The 17,549-nt window shown below is 39.1% G+C and carries 15 protein-coding genes; 5 read left to right on the forward strand and 10 right to left on the reverse strand.

From position 1 onward, the window contains the following. Positions 1-10 precede the first annotated feature (10 nt). Both CYAN7822_RS23975 and CYAN7822_RS23980 read left to right on the forward strand, forming a co-directional pair. Positions 11-478, forward strand: coding sequence for a tRNA (cytidine(34)-2'-O)-methyltransferase (locus CYAN7822_RS23975; protein WP_013324839.1), 468 nt, complete (start codon positions 11-13; stop codon positions 476-478). A gap of 338 nt (positions 479-816) precedes the next feature. Then, the gene (locus CYAN7822_RS23980; RefSeq protein ID WP_013324840.1) at positions 817-3,060 is read left to right on the forward strand and encodes a peptidoglycan DD-metalloendopeptidase family protein; all 2,244 of its coding nucleotides are present in this window, start codon (positions 817-819) and stop codon (positions 3,058-3,060) included. Positions 3,061-3,128: 68 nt separating this feature from the next. Here the strand turns inward: CYAN7822_RS23980 and CYAN7822_RS23985 are convergent, their stop codons facing one another. From CYAN7822_RS23985 to CYAN7822_RS24015, 7 genes are all read right to left on the reverse strand, one after another. Then, the gene (locus CYAN7822_RS23985) at positions 3,129-3,632 is read right to left on the reverse strand and encodes a DUF4383 domain-containing protein (RefSeq protein ID WP_013324841.1); all 504 of its coding nucleotides are present in this window, start codon (positions 3,630-3,632) and stop codon (positions 3,129-3,131) included. A 602-nt stretch (positions 3,633-4,234) separates the two neighbouring features. Beyond that, a complete protein-coding gene (locus tag CYAN7822_RS23990) occupies positions 4,235-4,612 on the reverse strand; it encodes a hypothetical protein (RefSeq protein ID WP_013324843.1) in 378 nt (125 codons plus the stop codon). 61 nt (positions 4,613-4,673) lie between these two features. Then, complete coding sequence (locus CYAN7822_RS23995) at positions 4,674-5,390, reverse strand: SRPBCC family protein (protein WP_013324844.1); 717 nt, start codon at positions 5,388-5,390, stop codon at positions 4,674-4,676. 181 nt (positions 5,391-5,571) lie between these two features. Continuing rightward, a complete protein-coding gene (locus CYAN7822_RS24000; protein WP_013324845.1) occupies positions 5,572-6,078 on the reverse strand; it encodes a DUF2243 domain-containing protein in 507 nt (168 codons plus the stop codon). 90 nt (positions 6,079-6,168) lie between these two features. Beyond that, positions 6,169-9,201 carry a D-2-hydroxyglutarate dehydrogenase YdiJ gene (gene ydiJ, locus CYAN7822_RS24005; RefSeq protein ID WP_041933981.1) on the reverse strand — a complete coding sequence of 1,011 codons (3,033 nt, stop codon included), beginning with the start codon at positions 9,199-9,201 and terminating at the stop codon, positions 6,169-6,171. Between the two features lie 236 nt (positions 9,202-9,437). Beyond that, positions 9,438-9,635, reverse strand: a complete 198-nt coding sequence (locus tag CYAN7822_RS24010) for a hypothetical protein (RefSeq protein ID WP_013324847.1) — start codon at positions 9,633-9,635, stop codon at positions 9,438-9,440. A gap of 328 nt (positions 9,636-9,963) precedes the next feature. Then, entirely contained in the window at positions 9,964-12,003 is a 2,040-nt protein-coding gene (locus CYAN7822_RS24015) for a sensor domain-containing diguanylate cyclase (RefSeq protein WP_013324848.1), read from the reverse strand. 784 nt (positions 12,004-12,787) lie between these two features. On the opposite strand from CYAN7822_RS24015, the gene CYAN7822_RS24020 reads away from it, so the two are divergent. After that, positions 12,788-13,678 (forward strand): hypothetical protein, encoded by an 891-nt coding sequence (locus tag CYAN7822_RS24020; RefSeq protein WP_013324849.1) that lies wholly within the window; start codon positions 12,788-12,790, stop codon positions 13,676-13,678. A 225-nt stretch (positions 13,679-13,903) separates the two neighbouring features. Further along, positions 13,904-14,437, forward strand: coding sequence for a response regulator (locus CYAN7822_RS24025; RefSeq protein WP_013324850.1), 534 nt, complete (start codon positions 13,904-13,906; stop codon positions 14,435-14,437). A gap of 57 nt (positions 14,438-14,494) precedes the next feature. Here the strand turns inward: CYAN7822_RS24025 and uvsE are convergent, their stop codons facing one another. Continuing rightward, a complete protein-coding gene (gene uvsE / locus CYAN7822_RS24030; RefSeq protein ID WP_013324851.1) occupies positions 14,495-15,424 on the reverse strand; it encodes a UV DNA damage repair endonuclease UvsE in 930 nt (309 codons plus the stop codon). Then, entirely contained in the window at positions 15,421-15,879 is a 459-nt protein-coding gene (locus tag CYAN7822_RS24035; RefSeq protein WP_013324852.1) for a DoxX family protein, read from the reverse strand. Before CYAN7822_RS24035 ends, uvsE begins: the two co-directional genes overlap by 4 nt. A 228-nt stretch (positions 15,880-16,107) precedes the next feature. On the opposite strand from CYAN7822_RS24035, the gene CYAN7822_RS24040 reads away from it, so the two are divergent. Beyond that, positions 16,108-17,004 carry a sulfotransferase domain-containing protein gene (locus CYAN7822_RS24040; protein WP_013324853.1) on the forward strand — a complete coding sequence of 299 codons (897 nt, stop codon included), beginning with the start codon at positions 16,108-16,110 and terminating at the stop codon, positions 17,002-17,004. Between the two features lie 88 nt (positions 17,005-17,092). Here CYAN7822_RS24040 and CYAN7822_RS24045 read toward each other — a convergent pair whose 3' ends face one another. Then, on the reverse strand, positions 17,093-17,548 hold the full coding sequence (locus CYAN7822_RS24045) for a hypothetical protein (RefSeq protein ID WP_013324854.1): 456 nt from the start codon (positions 17,546-17,548) through the stop codon (positions 17,093-17,095). Position 17,549 lies beyond the last annotated feature (1 nt).

Below are 17,549 nucleotides of genomic sequence, written 5' to 3' on the forward strand. Positions count from 1 at the left end.
TTAATTAATCATGGTTAGGGTGGTGTTAGTTCATCCTCAAATTCCTCCTAATACTGGAAATATTGCCCGGACTTGTGCGGCAACGGCTACAGAATTACATTTAGTCGGCCCTTTAGGGTTTCAAATTAGCGATCGTTATCTCAAGCGAGCAGGGCTGGATTACTGGCCTTTAGTGAGTTTATATTATCATCCTAATTTAGAAGACTTCCTGACAATTCATCAAAAATTTGGCGGTCGTCTAATTGGCTTTAGTGTATCTGGGCATCAGAGTTATCTTGAATATTCGTTTAAGTCGGACGATTGGTTGTTGTTTGGCAGTGAAACTCAAGGGTTACCCGCGAATCTTCTCACTAGCTGTGATGCCACTGTTTATATTCCCATGATGGAGCCAAAAGTCCGTAGCCTCAACCTTTCGGTTAGCGTTGCTGTGGGATTATTTGAAGCCAAACGTCAGCTTGGAGATTTTACGGGAAGCTGATTAGCTTACGTCATCTTTAAGAGATGATAAGAAATTTATATCAATGGATTTGTCAGGGAAACTTTATTTGTTTTTAGTCGTCTTCCTAGTCATTCCTAGGAATTTCTACACTGACAAGGAAACACAGAACTTAACCGAGGAGACTTGCCTAATTTGGCAAAAGGAGCTAACCTTTGCTAAATATATCTAGAGTATATCAACTTACTGAACAATTGGAGCTACTTGAACAAAAAGATGGGATGATTTAACCAATTGACATCACAAAATAAATAAATCTGTTAGACGTTTAAAACGCTCTTTACACACACACTAGGAGGTTTTGTTTGAAAGAGGCAATTATGCACAAGGTTACACCTATTCCCGTTTGTCTGGCCGAGTTCCCTGAAAAGAAGATTTCTTTATCAGCCCAAGTGCCGGTTAGCAATACAATATCCAGCGAAGGATACCGTAGAGTTCGTTGTTCAGCAGCAATGATTGGTTTGGCTATCTCTATGAGTGCTACCAGCATACTTTTGCCGAATCAAAGCAAACCAGCTATGGCAACGGGTTCTTCATCTTCTGAGGTAACTCTGGCAAATCTTAACTCTAGCAACGGACAAGGGAAATCCCAAACAAAATTGACCCCACCGGCCTTGAAACATCAGGTAAAAGAAGGCGAAACCCTGTGGCAGTTATCGGAAGAATATCAAATCAATCCGAAATCCATCGCGGCTTCTAATAATCTTCCTTTACAAGCTGATTTAGTGGCCGGACAATCGATCAAAATTCCTTCGCAAGATTTACCTGATACTAAGTCAACCCCAACAAATAACTCTCAGCCAAAGACAGCTAAGGCTGGGGGGCCGAACGAGTTCCGCACTGAAGACTTAGAAGCTTCTCTAACTAATTTGAGGGAAACTCGCAAGCGATTACAAGAAAGCTTAGTGGCCCTGAGATCAGAAGACTCTACCGCCAAATCCCAAACTAAAGTGATTGTCACAGAAGTAGCTGATGTTAATCCATCGGCAGAAGCAATTACTCAAGGATCATCTGGAATCATTGCTCAATCATCTGATGCGGTTGATCAACAAGCAATCCAAATTCCTGTGGAGATGCCTAAAGCTGAGTTTGATTCTCATACCTCTGTTGCTCCTCAAATTATAGACAACAGCCAACAGAATTCTTCTAGCTCGATTAACACCGCTACATCAACCCCTAAAGTTCTCAATAATGGGGCATCAGAACCGATTCCTCTGGCGACACCCAATAATTTATCTAAGCTAAAACCCACCAATTCTCAACCGCTTGATCTTTCAAAAATACAAACAAATACCGATTCTTCTACCTCTTCATCGTCACCTGTCCCCCAACCTACTGTTGCTAACTCCAGTGCCAACTCCCCACAAGCTATAGAACTAGAAGTTCAGCCGCCCCAGACAGCTAGGACTGTGTCCCCTTTAGACATGTCCCAACCTCGCGTAGAGCAAGCCCCTGCTAAAAAATTTTATCGCGTTCAAGTGGGAGATACCCTTAATACTATTGCCCGTAAAAACGGCATTACGGTAGCTCAATTAATAAAAGCCAATAAGATCACTAATCCCAATTTAATTAAAATTAATCAGCCTTTATTGATTCCTACCGTTGCTTCTAGTAGTTCCAAACCCGGCTCGAAAACCCCTGTTATTGCAGGTCTGCCTTTAACTCGTAATAACACGGCTTCCCCGTTACCCCCTCTGCCAACAGAAAGCGCAACGAATTCGGTTCCTTCCAATTTGGTGAGTCGTTTGCCGTATAATTCTTCATCTGAGGAGATGAGCGATGTTCCTGAAGCCAATGGCGCGATCGAAATTCCTGTGGAGGTAGCGGCCGAATCTCATACCAATAAACTACGGGCAGATGTGGCCAATTTACAACAACAATATCAAAATTCTCAACCTATTCCGCTTGAGGTAGAACCTCCCAAGGCTTTTAATAATGCCCCAGTGGTGTCTCAATCTCGCAATCCTGAATGGGATAAAGACCGTCTGCGTAAAAGTGCCGCCAACAATTCTCCCTCTCAGCTTGGTGGACAAAATATCTCAGGACAAATTATTAGCGCCGCTCCGGCAGATGTAGAGCAGTACAATAACAGCATCAAAATTCCGGTAGGAGAGACGGTATCTCCTGAATTGCCGGGTCTTTCTAACCCTGATGAATATTTGCCTAATGCTCCCATTAAATTTAATGGCTATATCTGGCCGGCTAAAGGCGTTCTCACTTCTGGCTATGGAATGCGTTGGGGCAGAATGCACAGAGGCGTTGATATTGCTGCTCCTGTAGGAACTCCGGTTGTAGCGGCGGCTGCCGGTGAAGTGATTTCTGCTGGCTGGAATTCTGGCGGCTATGGTAACCTTGTTAAGATTAGACACGCGGATGGTAGTATTACCTTCTATGCTCACAATAGCCGCATTATGGTTCGCCAAGGTCAGCAGGTAGAACAAGGAGAGCTAATTTCTCAAATGGGTAGCACCGGTTTTAGTACAGGGCCTCACCTGCATTTTGAGGTTCATCCTAATGGACAACAGGCAGTTAATCCGATGGCTTTTCTCCCGAAAAAAACTTGATCCAGAATCGCCCTGAAATATATGAAAAGGGGAAGATTAGGTTTTCCCCTTTTTTTCGCAACAATAGATTATCTTTCTTTGATAATTTCCGGAGGAGAGACAGCCACCTCTCCGGTTTCTGAAATCGGTTTGATGAAACCAAAATAAGCGGCAATAGCGGCTGTTAAACCATTCAACCAAACATTGTTACCGAAAATAGGCATTAAGCCAAAGAAGGTTTTACCGAAAGGTAATATTCCGAGAATAGCGATTAGAGCATAAAGATAAGCAAAAACACGACAGTAAACCCGCGCTCCTTGAGTATCTCTAGACATAATAATTCCCGTTAATCCGACTAAAATGCGGATGAAATCGTGGATCAGATTGGTAGGAAATACCCCAAATATATAGCCAAATCCTTTACTATAAAGACTCGGTTCGGCTTGAATTGGAATACCTGCATCATTGGGGAGAGATAGGAAAGAAGGTAAGAAACCAGCTACTCCTAAAATAAAGAAAATTAAGCCAAGAGCTAGGGCGACATTCCGCTCTGATTTATTATTTTCCATGTTTGCTATATCTTGGGATCTCATTTTTTTTCACCTCTTTAATAATCTTTTTTGACGATTTTGCAGCACTTTAACAAGCTAAACCTTGCAAATATTCTCTTTATCTTTCAGGAAAAATTTATTTTGTTGCTGCACAATAATCAAGGTTTTTATAACTGTTGAAGTCGCTATAATTTAGCCTTGATAGTTTTTATTCAACTTAAATTTTTAGCGAATTTTCTCTATCTAAAGAAATAATCAAAGGGAAGATATTGAGAGAAAAATCGAGGTGAGAATTATCGATAAGCTGACCGGCATAAACTTTGTCTATTGAGATCGGGTAAAGGGAAAAAATATCACCGATATTCCCCTTTACTTTTTCAGCTTTTACCAATGCTTAATATTTGTAGCAGGCTTTAGTAAAAAGCGATAATTAGGGTTTAAGAACGATTTTGATACCCGTGCCAACAAACTGCTTTCATCGGGTTTTCTCCTGATAATTTAAGGCATACAGCAAAAACAAAATGAGGTGAGTCACCCTGATTAATTAATCGGTAAAATCGGTAACCCACCTCACTATTCATTCATTACTTTTCCTATCAGTAATGAGGGCGATTTTCAATTGATCATCAATAGACTTGATTGATTTAATTATCTTGGGGATGGGTTTGATTGTTAATGTCTTCTTCTCCTTGAATTTGCTTAATAAATTTTTGGGTACTTTTTGGTAAAGGTTCATCTAAATTTAATTTGTCTTTCAGGTCACCTTTAGCATATTTTCGAGTCCGTTTTTTAGCGGCTTCTTCTGATCTTTGAGCTTGTGCTTCTCTTCTTTTTTCTTTAGCGGCTTCCACTTCGGCCTCATCGAGTAAACCGGATGGAGTCGCTACAGATTCAGCATTTACCGATTGAGCTAAAGCTTGATTCGGGTATCCTATGCCAAAATTTAGGCCTAATAGGACAGCCACCTGTACGAGAAAAACCACTAAAATCCGCCGCCAATTAATTTTTGAACCAAGGGACATTTTTACCTCTAAAATTTTTTAAATCTTTGACCTTATTCAACCATAAAACTATCACTTTTTGTCAAGAACCTTTAGGTTGACCTTCGGTAGTAGGTATTTCCCCGGCTTCCATTAATTGCTTAAAGCGATTTAGTTCATCTCCAATTTGTTGTTCTGGTGCTTCACCAAATAGCTTGCTGAGTGCTTGTCCTAAAAATCCTCCGGGAGGATTATATTCCATGACGACTTTTACTTCTGTACCGCGATTCCCTGTGGCCGGACGGAAACGAACAAAACCCGATTGTTCGATTTGTGCTTCTTGTGTGGAAGTCCAAGCGATTAAATTATTGGGTTCATCTTTAATGATTTGTGCGTCCCATTCTATGGTATTTTCTAAGGGCGCTTTTGTCACCCAATGGGAACGTTGATCATCATATACAGTCACCGATTGTAGATGTTTCATGAAGGTGGGCAGGTTTTCAAAATTGCGCCAGAAATTATACAGTTCTGCTGCCGGTTTATTAATGGTGACCGTTTTTTCGACTCTGATGATTTGTCCTACTCCTAATGTATCTTTTATGGTTTCTTGAGCTTGTTTGATGGTGCTTTGTTTAGTCACCCCTTGGTAAACTAAACCGCCTCCTGTCAAAGCCATTAAAGCGCCTTTTAATGAGCGTTGCTGTAATCCCATTAAAACTAAAGCACTACCACTAATAATCGATGCCCAATGCTCTTTGTCACTGGCTTCATTGCTTTGTTCAGGATTTGCTGTTTGCGGTAAGTTGGTAACTTCCTCCATGATTTTCTGCCCCTATGGGTGCTTGCTCAGTTTTTAGTTTGACATTGCCTAACCGTGCGTTAAAGGTTCTGTTATGTCACATAAGTTACTCAACTTGTCGCTCAGACCACCTCTTTCTAGAGAGTTAACCCGCACTATTTAAATTTAATTCTTTAGGAAGAAAGATCCCCCAACCCTGTGATCAGAAGGGGGCTATCTCTTGCTTATTATCTTCTGTATCAATGCTGATCAGCCGCCAACCTATAGCCACCAAAAAAACGCCTATCGCAATAAATCCTAAGTCCCAAGCCAGTTCATGAGGTCCGGGTTTTACATGGTGTATGTTGAGAATATGATGGTCGAGGATGCCTTCAACCACATTAAATAATCCGGCTCCCATCAATACCGAACCTAAAAAAAGAGACGTTGACCAAGGAACATCCGCGCGTTTGCCGGCACGCCATAAAGCGATAATTCCGATCAAAGTCATTAGCCAGTCAAACACATGAAATAACCCATCTCCCAAGGTATTAAGCTCTAAACCGGCAACGGTTTGGCTGGTTTCAAGATTGCTAAACATATGATGCCATTGCAAAATTTGATGAAATACAATCCCATCGAAAAAACCGCCTTGACCAAGACCAATAAAAATTCCGGCTAGGATTAATGGACGGCGATTGTCTGAGCTTTTTTCGGCATTAATTTGCATTGCTTTGTTCTATTTTAGGGCACAGGGAAGAGCTTATTAGTTTTGAGTTTATGTTATTACCCGACAGAAGCATCCCCCTTTAGAGAGGATTTATGTCTGGGTTTTGATCTGACTTAATAATCCTTGTACAGGATGCAAAGGAGTCCATCCTTCACACCGCTTAACCTGACTCCGGCAAGAATAGCCGCTCACTAAAACTCGCTCTTGTTTCTCTTCTATTGCCGCTAAAACTGGGCCCCAACTGCTCTGATAAATTCCTCGAGATGAGGCATAATGTTCTGTTTCATGTCCATACATTCCGGCCATTCCACAGCAACCCGTCTGCATCAAATTGAGAGGAATTCCCATCGTCTTAAAAATTTTTTGCCATTGTTTTGAGGATTCTAATGCTAGGGTTTTTTCAGTACAATGACTCAATAAATAATAAGGGTTGTCAGTGGGAATATAAGGCAGTTGATCTAAATGAGTGACTAGCCATTCTTGCAAGAGATTTATCTTGAGATTATTCATTGACAAATCATTGTATTTATGGTATTCATCCCGATAAGCTAAAACCATACTCGGTTCAATTCCGATCAGAGGAATACCTAAATTATTCAACTGTGTGAGATACTCTATATTTTTCTTCACTCGAGATTGAAATTGCTTTAAAAATCCTTTAACGTGCAAGGGCTTACCATTGGGAAAAAAGGGGGCAATATAGACGGTATAACCTAAACGATCCAAAAAATAATAGGTGTCTAATACCAATTGGGATTCATAGAAGCTGGTAAAGGCATCCTGTAGCAAAATGACGCTATTAGATTTTTCGGGTTTAGTTAACTGAGATAATTGCTTTAAATCTAAGAGTGGCGCTTTTCTTTCTCTGAGTCCTTGTTGAAGGGTAAACTCACTGAGTTGCGGCAGATAAACTAGACCCAATAGTTGTTGACTGACCCAATAAGTAAGGGCATTATGAGTGATGAGATTAAATAATTGGGGCGAGTTCGCTTGCCAACTAGCAATCATTTCAATGTTACCCATTAAATAATCTCGCCAGGGTCTTAAATAACGGGTGTGATAAAGTTCTAAAAATCTGGCTTTAAACTCGGGAATATTGACATGAACCGGACATTGTGACACACAAGCTTTACAGCCAAGACACCCAGACATTCCTTGATAAACTTCATGGGAATAGTCATAAACTCCCCACCATTTTAAGAGTGTATTGCCAACTCGAAGTAATGCCACTTCTAGGGTTCCTAAATTTGGCGGCTTCTTGTCAGCTTGCGTTAAAGAAATTTGTCTTAACCACTCCCTCAATAAACTTGCGCGGCCTTTGGGGGAATGGATGCGATCACGGGTTTCTTTTGCTGAAGGACAGATGACTTCATGAGGGTTATAGTTAAAACAAGCGCCATTCCCATTGCAATTAAAAACTTCTTCGTATTGAGAACGAACCACAGCAGGGACTTGTCGGTCAAAATGTCCTCTTAATGAAGATTCTATTTTTACCACTTCCCCATCGCTGCCTTTTGGGGTAACAATTTTACCAGGGTTTAAACGGTTTTCCGGATCAAAAGCGGCTTTAATTTTTCGTAGGTCTTGATATAATTCTTCTCCAAAGAAAAGGGGTGTATATTCACTGCGAAATCCTTTGCCATGTTCTCCCCACATTACCCCCCCATATTGACGCACCAAAGCCACCACTTGATCGCTTAATTTGCGAATTAGGGTTTCATCGTCGGGGAGTTTCATATCTAAAGCCGGGCGAATATGAAGACATCCTACATCCACATGGCCAAACATTCCATAATCAAGCTGATATTCATTGAGCAATTTTTTCAAGTCTTGAACATAATTCATTAACTGGGAAGGAGGAACGGCGGTATCTTCTATAAATGGGATGGGTTTCCGGTTGCCTTTTTGGTTTCCTAATAAGCCTACGCCTTTTTTTCGTAATTCCCAAAGCTTCTGGATTTCTTCGTTATTTTTAGCTAAATAATAGCCGCTTGCTTGTTGGGGTTGATGGCGATTAGTTTCAATTTGCTCAATTAACTGATTAATTTTTCGCTCTAATGAGGTTTGAGCATCGCCGATAAATTCGACTAAATTAATGGCTTTTGCTCCTTCTATCCAATCTTTCACTTGATAATAGATTTCGTCTTCTTTGGCTAATTCGACAATTTTTTCATCGAGGGTTTCTATGGCGGCGGGTTCAGCTTGTAGAAGGGTTGAAGCGGCTAAAAGGGCATCATCAAAACAGTGATAGTGAATAGCCAGTAATTGTTTATATTTAGGAATAGGGGTTAATTTTAATTTCGCTTCTGTGATGATGGCTAATGTTCCCTCTGAACCGGCTAAAATTCGGTTGAGATTAAAAGTCTCTTGTTCGGGTGAATAAACTTTGGCTAAATTATAGCCTGTCATGAAGCGGGGGATTTTCGGAAATTGTTGGGCGATGAGTTCGCGTTTTTGAGTGACTATTTCATCGATTTGGCGGTAAATTTTTCCTAGGGTGTTTGGCTGTTGTTTGAGATGGGTTAGGGTATTTAAATCAATGCTTTGAGATTGTCCCATTTCTCCATTGACTAAAACCCAAGATAATTCTAAAACATGATCGCTAGTGCGTCCATAAATCCGCGATCCTTTGCCACAAGCATCTGTATTAATCATTCCCCCAAGGGTAGCGCGGTTACTTGGGGCGAGGGATGCGGCAAAAAATAGTCCTAATGGTTTTAAATAAGCGTTAAGTTGGTCTAAAATCACTCCGGGTTGCACTCTCACCCATCCTTGTTCTAGATTTAATTCTAGAATCTGGTTCATGTATTTAGAGCAATCTATAATAATCCCTGGTGAAAGTGCTTGTCCGTTGGTACCTGTTCCTCCTCCTCTGGGAGAAAATGTGATGCTTTTAAAGGGATTTTGGGCGGCAAGATGAAACATCACGACTAAATCTTGCCCAGTTTTCGGAAAGAGGGCGGCTTGAGGAAGAATTTGATAGATACTATTATCTGTTGAGGTAATTAAGCGGCTGCCAAAGTCTGCACGAATTTCTCCACTGAAGGGAGTCTTCCTCAGTTGTTCTAAAAATTCTGCATATTCCGGTTGTAGGGTTTCGTGCAGTTTTAAGCGAGGAATCATCATTTAGTTATTAGTCAATAGTCAATAGTCATTGGTCAATAGTCAAATTATATTCTACTATTCCGTACTCCCAAAAAAAAATAAGGTTGGGTGTCACCCTTTGTCCCAACCTTTCAACTCAACTGCTTATTGACCAAATCTGATTCTTGATGAATTTTTAAAAAACTTTTACCAAGGCTCTATTTGATGATTTTTTAACAATTGTAAAGAATTAAACCGTTATTTTTTCAGTTTGTTTAAGCGGAAGCCACAAGAATTTTTTTGTCTTGTTTAAAAGGAAATCTGCTTAATTCTCGTTTGTTAAAAAATAGAGGCTCTTTGACTAATGTTTCAAAATTCGGCATTTCTTGGTAGCAGTGGGGACAAAACCAATAAATACCTTGATGGCGAATGTGTCGTAACATCTGATTAGAACAGCATGGACAGTTAATCATAATTCCTAAGTCTCCCAATATTGTACACCCTTTGAGCAAGTCACCTGAATTATTGACAATCGTTGGCAATTGTTCTCTTGTGAAAGTGCTTAACTCTCTCCATCTCCATTCCCTCTAAGAGCCATGATCTCTATGTTGGCTTCTGTATTTTTTATCTTTTCCTAATTTATCAGCCAAAAAGTTCATTTGCTCATCCACTCCATAGATTATGGCTAGATCAAAATGTATCTAGTTTTACTTTTTTTTTGAGAGGGTTCTAATGGACAGAATAAATAATATCTTTGCCTCTCTTTAGGAGCTTAAGAAATAAATGTGTGGATTTTGTGATCTATCCCTGTGACGTTTTGTAAACACTTGATCCCTTTGGTATAACCGCACACACTATACGGTCGCGTCCTTGTTGTTTGGCTTGATATAAAGCTTCATCAGCCCGATGTAACAATAATTCATAACTATCACCATGTTTAGGAAAACTGGCCACTCCCATAGAAACGGTAATGGATTCTAATTTTTGATCCCGTACTTGAACGTTAAGAGTTTTAATGTTGGTTTGCAGTTGTTTAGCACGTTTTTCGGTGTCTTCTAAAGAAGCATCGGGCAGAATAATAATAAATTCCTCACCACCATAACGACAGGCAATATCAGACTCTCTAACATTTTCTTGTAGCAGTTTTCCCATCACCTTGATGACGGCATCCCCTGCATGATGACCCCAAGTATCATTAAAACGTTTAAAATGGTCAATATCTAATATAATTACCCCTAATGAATTATTATTTCTGGTAGCCCGATGCAATTCTCTAATCATGGACGCTTCTAAATAACGTCGATTAAATAACCCCGTCAGAGGGTCACGAAAACTTTGATGTTGTAGGGTTTCTCTTAATTTTAAATTCGCTAAAGCAATGGCAATCTGTTTAGAAACTGTTTCAGCTAATTTTCTTTTAGCAGGATTCAAGGGTTCTGGTTGTTGAAAACTTAAATAGAGTAAACCTAGGGTTTCTCCTTGTGCCATCATGGGAAGGCAAAGGCTGGCGCAGATGGAGGGTTGATGATGAATATGTTGACAGTATAAGCTAGGAAATGATTTTTCGCCGATATGCACTGAGCCTCTGCGTAAAGCCCAACATTCATCAGGAGAAAAAACCGTTTGCGTGTTTAAAGGGTTTCCCCAACTGGCTACTACTTCTACTAGGTTACGGGATTCTTTGATCATAAATACAGCCCCATGACATTCGGGAAATAGCGGCTTGAGCAAGTCGCCGAGAGCGTTTTCGGCTTCTTTTACTGTTAAACAGGCTTGCAGAAAATCGGTCATATCTCCCAAACGGATCATTTCTTGGGTTCGTGCTTCTAGTTCTTGTACCCGTTGAGCAAATTGGGTATTGATGTGCTGTAAATTTTGTTCGGCTTCTTTACGTTCTGTAATATCGGAGGCAATGCCAATAATTTGTCGTGCTTTTCCATCCGCTTGCCGCTCAAATAGTGTGTCGCGGCTAACTAACCACCGCCATTTCCCTTTAATATCTTTGACTCGATATTCTATTTCTAAATAACTGCCTGGTGTTAGAGATAAGCAACGCTTAAGGTGTTGTTCGACAAACTTTTGATCCGCCGGATGAATGTGATCGCCGACTAATCCCACTACACTATTTCCTAGCTGTTGTAGTTCTTCTAAGCTGTAGCCTAGCGTTTCACTAATCAGTCGATTACAGTAAATGTTGCGTCTTTCTACTAGGTCATATATATAGAGATTGTTAGGGATTAAATGGGCAATTTGTTCTGTGAATTGTTTACTTTCCCGTAAAGCACTCTCAGCCTGTTGACGTTCAAAAATCTCTTGTTCTAATTTTTGGTTAATATCGATCAAATCTGCTGTTCTTTGCTTCACCCGTTTTTCTAGTTCGGCATTGAGAAGACGGACTGTTTGTTCGGCTGTCTGACGTTCTCGGATTTGACTTTCTAATTCTCCATTTAGGCTTTCTAGTTCTTTTGGAGAGGGTAAGGCGATGGCTGTGGGAATTAAAGGATAAAGTTCTATGGCTGTATAGATGGAAACTAGAGCAGTTAACGCTTTTAATGAGCCTGATACCCAGTAAGCCGGATACCACAATGTCCAAATTGCTAACAAATGAGTGGTTCCACAAGATAAAATAAATGCACTAAATAAGATGAAAATTCCTCTGAACGGAACGTCTGAGCGCTTTTGAATAAAGTAAATTAACATGATCGGAATAGAATAATAGGCTAGGGCTATTAATGTATCACTCACTATATGGAGCCAAACCAGACTCGTTTGCCAAAGATAGCAATGCCCATGAGGAATGTAGCTTTTAGGAGCCAAGAAGTTACTTATAAATTCCCACATAAATCTTGAAAAATGTATATTGATTTACGCCTTTTACATAAGGGTTTTTTCAGGTGATTTTGAACATTTTTATTTTTTATTTTATCTTAATATTTTAATACATTACTTAGGTTCAATCAATCTTTTTAAGATAAGTCTTAAGACTTAAGTGAAATTACTTAAGGGCTTATGCCTGAAGGGTTAAAACCCACTCATAACTCATCTGAGAGAGAAATTTGAGCCGCAAAATATCATCGAGTTATGAGAGTAAATCTTAAATTTATCTTTATTCAATCTCAAAAAAATTGGGTTGAGGATATAATAAAATCAAATACAACAGTCATCAAAAATTTTTGGTTAACTCAGATTTCCTAGTCCCTTTCTAGGGAAACAGGGAATAAAAGGCTAGAATTAACTCTTCGCTCAATGGCGATGACAAAAAAATAAATTAGATAGCGGTCAAAGGCTTTAACTAAAAAAGTTTAAAGTTCAAACAAGCTATATTAACCAATTATTGCCGACGAAATTAGAGGCAAATGACTCGGGCCATCTAGCCAATAAACAAGAACTATTGTTAAAAAGAAATAATAGATTCTAAAAATTTTCAAAATATCTACTTAGATTTTTATCAGTAAATTCTTCTATACAGACAAGTAACATCCCAGTTTTTTTGGTGTGAAAATAGGAACTGTCACCCCTTGATACGAGAAACTAGGGAACCTATCACCCTAGTCACGCCCTTTTCTAAAAATTATTTGACTGCTCAAGCCGCCGTTTTATTACCTATCATGGATAGGCAACAAACATGAAAATGTTATTATCCTCTTACCTTGCCATTTTATCCTATCGTCAGATGCTATCCTCTAGCCCACTGACCAAGAATCTTAATAAAATTGCTCTCCTTTCCCGGATTTTTGCCTATGATTACTATTTATTTTTTTCCGGGTTGAGAAACAGTGGGAAGGTTTTGGCGGCATTTAAGCCCAAAAACTCCTCGGGTCATTTTTTAGGGATTTTAAGCTGTGGTTTTCAAGAAGAAAATCACATAATCTTAATCAGGCAGAAAATGAGCGATTTAGTTTTGTATTTATGGGAATATTTTCTCCAAAACTTTAGGTTATGGATTGAAGCAATTTGTGGGAATAAGCAAGAATTGCTATCGGCTAAATTATCCGACATCTGGCAAGGAAAAAACTGTACTTTTGAATACCATTATTTAGGGAGTTATGGCAGTTATCGCTCACTAGATGCCCTCTTTCGCCTAGTCTCCAATGAACAGAGCGATTGTCAAGAATCTATGAGCTATTGGCTGACTTTAAAGGAGATAAAGCCTAAAAAAGAACAAGTTCTCATAGGAGAAGTCCAAAACGCTTTTGAGAGGACCCTTACCCTAAAAAAACTTCTACAAGAAGAAAAACGGGTGACTTTTGATGATTTTGATACAAATCTGTTAGGGGAAAATAAAATGATTTTCGAGCAGAAACTAAACCTTAAATCAAGCTTAAGGTTCGAGCTTATTCAGGAACAGTTAAACCCAGAGAGAGGTCAAGGTTTTTACTCAGTTATTGACGGAAATAAATGCTTAAAAAACTATAGTGAAACGGGAAAAAAATTCAAAAATAAGGAGATAACTTTTAGGGATACTTTTCTTGACGAATACAGAAAAGAAAATTCGATTGGGCTGTTATTCGCTTAAGCTAAGGAACCCCAAAAAACAAGTAAAATCACCTAAACTAGCCAGGTGAAAGCGCCCAAAAATCTTTAGGGTTTTTCATACAGTTAAAAAAAGTAATCACTCAAGAGAGTATTACAAAGCTTATACAAAGATAAAAACAATATAACGTTGCCCGATAGGAGAGTCCTCTCAAGCTGTATGTTGGTAAACAGAACTAAAAAAAGTTAAGTAAAGAGGTTAAAACAAATGGTAATGCTTGAAAACCTTAAATTAAGTATTTTTACTCAAAAAGAAAATCATCCCAAGCTTAGGAGCAAGGAAAGAATACCAAATGAGTTAGCCTCTCCTTGGAAAATTTTAATTGTGGATGATGAAATCGGTATTCACGAAATGACTAAATTAGCGTTAAACAATTTCACATTCAAAGGAAAAAACTTAACATTTCTCAGTGCTTACTCAGTTCAAGACGCAAAACTCATCACTAAAACCCATTCTGATATAGCTCTAATCTTTTTAGATGTGATCATGGAAACTGATAACGATGGCTTAGAAGTAGTGGAATATACCCGTAAAGTGCTAAAGAATCAGCGAGTCAGCATAGTCATGCGGGCGGGACAATCCCAAACTCTTCCTGAAGATATAGTAACGATGAACTATGATCTGAATGATTATAAAGTCAAAACAGAACTAACTGTCGAAAAATTTTCAACGGTAGCCTTTCAAGCTTTAAAAACTTATCAAAATAAAGCCACTCGACAACACCGAGTAATCCCCCATTAGATGAAAAAATAAACGCAATATTCTCAATATCTATTGTTATAGAAAAAATGCCAAGTTTTAAGCAACAGGTTCAAAAGTAGATAGACTCGGTAACCAATCTTGCCGTAATTTAGCAATAGCTAATTCTTTTTGCTTTGCTTCTACTTCTATCCAAGGCGCATAGCGGTAAGAACTCGGCATAACCGTAATGAAATCACTATGGCGTGGGTCGTTAAAAAACTGTTCCCCATTGGAAATATGAACCAGTTGCCATTGGGGAATTGCCCAAGTTGTCCGCGCTTGTGCTAACATTTCGGCAACGCTTGGGTCTTCATAAGTGTCTAAATGTTCATGAATGACGTGATGATGAGCGTCAAAAACCATCGGAATTTCGGCGGCTCGACAAATTTCGATCAGGGTGGCGGCACTATAAGTATACTCATCATTTTCTAGGGTTAAACGTAATCGAATTGCATCGGGTAAAGAGCGAATTACACTCACTAACGGCTTTGCGCGATCGCCTTTTCCCCCGTGAATGTTCATCAATGACCAAGGGGACTGAGGGAGTCCGAGTAAGTCAAAGATCATCGCTTGAGCCGCCAGTATTTTTATACTGTTTTCTACCACCTGCGGACGATCTGAATTGAGGACAACAAACTGGGGAGGATGAGACACCAAGCGAATTCCTGATGTGAGCGCATAACGGCCGACTGTTTCTAGCATCGGTGCTAGTTGGGTTAAAACCCCTTCTCCTACTGGGTCATCTGAAAAGGGAAAAAGGGTAGAATTGATCCGATATAGGCGTATTCCTTCACTCACACAAAAGGTGATGGCAGCATTTAAACGGTTGATGTTATCGGTATAAAGTGCCTGCAAGAGTTGTTCTTGTTCACTAATAGATAGTGATAGTAATCTTTTGCGGGTTACAGTACGAAAACGAATCGTGCTATTAGCTGTAATGCATACTAGCCCCAATTCTGGTAAGTGAGCAGGAATTTTACTGTTCATTGATGGATCTCAGATGCGAGGTTAGCGGCAAATTCAGAAGCTCCGGGTTGCTTCTCTGGTTTCTGAGTATACCACCAGGCCCAGGCAATTAACACGGCTTGAAAGGGGAGTCTGAACCAATAGAGTAAGGGATGATGAGGAATGCCCTCAATAGGAATGCTATGAAGTGCTTGGTTAATATTGGCCGGAAAAACGGCTATAAATAGAGCAATGAGTCCCCAAGCGGCGAATACACTAATAAAGGGGATGAGTAAACCGATGCCGCCTAAAATTTCAAAGATGCCGCTCAGATAAACTAAGGTAAAGGGTTCAGGAAGTTGAGGAGGGATAATTCTAGCGTATTGATCAGGCCGGATAAAGTGAGTAGTACCCACTATCATCAGGCATACGGCGAAGATGCCGCGTAGTATTTCTTTGCGGCTAAACCGGTTAGAAGGCTGTTGCAATGATGTCATAAGCTTGATGATTAAAGGGTTTTTTGCGATTATTTAAACCTTAGCAAGTAGTGATGCAGAAGTCCTTCTGTCTAAAGAATTAATCGTTTTTGTAACTGTAGGGGAACTTGCATACATATAAAATGCTAGTCAGAAAACCCTTACCAGTGAAGTTGCCATCAAGACTTTATTGGTGTAAAATCCAAACCCAACTACCCTAATTTTTTTGAGTAAAGTTTAAAAATAAACATGAGTCATCTATTACAAAAGAATCAATCAATGCGGCTACCGAGCTTTCTAATTATTGGTGCTGCTAAATCAGGCACAACAACCTTATATCATTACTTGTCTCAGCATCCCAACATTTATATGCCTTATAGGAAAGAACCTGCTTTTTTCGCGGTAGATGAGAAATATGCTCAGGGTTTAGAATGGTATGCTTCGCTTTTTAATGACGCTAAACCCGATCAAATTTGTGGAGAAGCATCAACCGACTATACTAAGTTTCCACAGTATCCTGAAACGGCTGCAAGAATTGCTCAGACTTTACCCGAGGTAAAGATGATCTATATTATGCGGAATCCTGTAGATCGAGCTTACGCTTATTATATGCATTGGGGACGACAATTAGGATATAAAGAAACTTTTGAAGAGCGCATGAAGCAGACAAATATATATTTAGATGCCAGCTATTACATAATGCAGATTGAACAATATCTCCAGTTTTTTCCGAAAGAATCTTTTCGGTTTTTGTTGATGGATGATTTAATTCAACAACCGGCAAAAAGTTTGCAGGAAATTTGTCAATTTATTGGGGTTAGTCACGATATTGATTTAATGAGTAATATGGGAATAGTGGCTAATTCAGGCAAGAAAATTTTACAATATAAAATCCGAAACCAAATAACGGCTCCCTTGCGTAAGATCCCTGGATTCACCTCTCTATCATCATTAGTGCCTCAACAAGGGCGAGAGTGGATTTACAAGCAATTAAAAAATTTTTCCTATGGAAAAAACATTGAAGAATTTTACACCCCTAAACCTATGTTACCTGAAACTCGCCAATACTTATTAGAAAAGTTTAAAGAACCTAATCAAAAATTGGCTGAGTTCATCAACCGTGATTTGTCTCATTGGTCATATTAAGTTATAGTTTAGCCCGGGAGCTTCCTAATGGAATGGGAGCTTCCCATTTTTGTCATTCTGCTTAATTTGTGAAAATAAGATTTTCATACTAGAAAACTTCTTCAAATTTTTGACTTTTATGCTCTAAATAATCTTTATTAGATTTATTTATTTTTTTTAATTTCTTTCTTAATTTGGTTATTTGGCTACTGTTTAAATCAGGAGCAGTCATTTTACTCGTTACTATTCGAGCATAAATGGTAAATTCTGGCAAATGTTTCTGTAGTTGAGTAAGTGAAGCGTCTATTTGTTCAGCCGCTTCGGGTAAATGACTTCCTTTCAGTTCAATAAATATCGCTGATTGATCAGTACAGTTAACAATTAAATAATCACATTTTTTTCCTTCGATAATTAAACAACCATCTACTCGAACTAGGCAAAATTTTTTTGAAGTTTTGTTAATTATCTTATATATTCGCTTTTCGCGTTTATCTCTAGCAACGATTTCCTTTCTGTCATCACAAAAGTCTGTACATTGATGCTGTTCAAAATAGTCATTACCCATC

The sequence above is a fragment of the Gloeothece verrucosa PCC 7822 genome (genome assembly GCF_000147335.1).
In the GTDB taxonomy this organism is placed as follows: Bacteria; Cyanobacteriota; Cyanobacteriia; order Cyanobacteriales; family Microcystaceae; genus Gloeothece; species Gloeothece verrucosa.

Bases quoted from the DNA above. Each gene is read 5' to 3' on its own strand.
- CYAN7822_RS23975 (WP_013324839.1), top strand. From the start codon at position 11: ATGGTTAGGGTGGTGTTAGTTCATCCTCAAATTCCTCCTAATACTGGA.
- CYAN7822_RS23980 (WP_013324840.1), top strand. From the start codon at position 817: ATGCACAAGGTTACACCTATTCCCGTTTGTCTGGCCGAGTTCCCTGAA.
- CYAN7822_RS23985 (WP_013324841.1), bottom strand. From the start codon at position 3,632: ATGAGATCCCAAGATATAGCAAACATGGAAAATAATAAATCAGAGCGG.
- CYAN7822_RS23990 (WP_013324843.1), bottom strand. From the start codon at position 4,612: ATGTCCCTTGGTTCAAAAATTAATTGGCGGCGGATTTTAGTGGTTTTT.
- CYAN7822_RS23995 (WP_013324844.1), bottom strand. From the start codon at position 5,390: ATGGAGGAAGTTACCAACTTACCGCAAACAGCAAATCCTGAACAAAGC.
- CYAN7822_RS24000 (WP_013324845.1), bottom strand. From the start codon at position 6,078: ATGCAAATTAATGCCGAAAAAAGCTCAGACAATCGCCGTCCATTAATC.
- ydiJ (WP_041933981.1), bottom strand. From the start codon at position 9,201: ATGATTCCTCGCTTAAAACTGCACGAAACCCTACAACCGGAATATGCA.
- CYAN7822_RS24010 (WP_013324847.1), bottom strand. From the start codon at position 9,635: ATGATTAACTGTCCATGCTGTTCTAATCAGATGTTACGACACATTCGC.
- CYAN7822_RS24015 (WP_013324848.1), bottom strand. From the start codon at position 12,003: ATGTGGGAATTTATAAGTAACTTCTTGGCTCCTAAAAGCTACATTCCT.
- CYAN7822_RS24020 (WP_013324849.1), top strand. From the start codon at position 12,788: ATGAAAATGTTATTATCCTCTTACCTTGCCATTTTATCCTATCGTCAG.
- CYAN7822_RS24025 (WP_013324850.1), top strand. From the start codon at position 13,904: ATGGTAATGCTTGAAAACCTTAAATTAAGTATTTTTACTCAAAAAGAA.
- uvsE (WP_013324851.1), bottom strand. From the start codon at position 15,424: ATGAACAGTAAAATTCCTGCTCACTTACCAGAATTGGGGCTAGTATGC.
- CYAN7822_RS24035 (WP_013324852.1), bottom strand. From the start codon at position 15,879: ATGACATCATTGCAACAGCCTTCTAACCGGTTTAGCCGCAAAGAAATA.
- CYAN7822_RS24040 (WP_013324853.1), top strand. From the start codon at position 16,108: ATGAGTCATCTATTACAAAAGAATCAATCAATGCGGCTACCGAGCTTT.
- CYAN7822_RS24045 (WP_013324854.1), bottom strand. From the start codon at position 17,548: ATGGGTAATGACTATTTTGAACAGCATCAATGTACAGACTTTTGTGAT.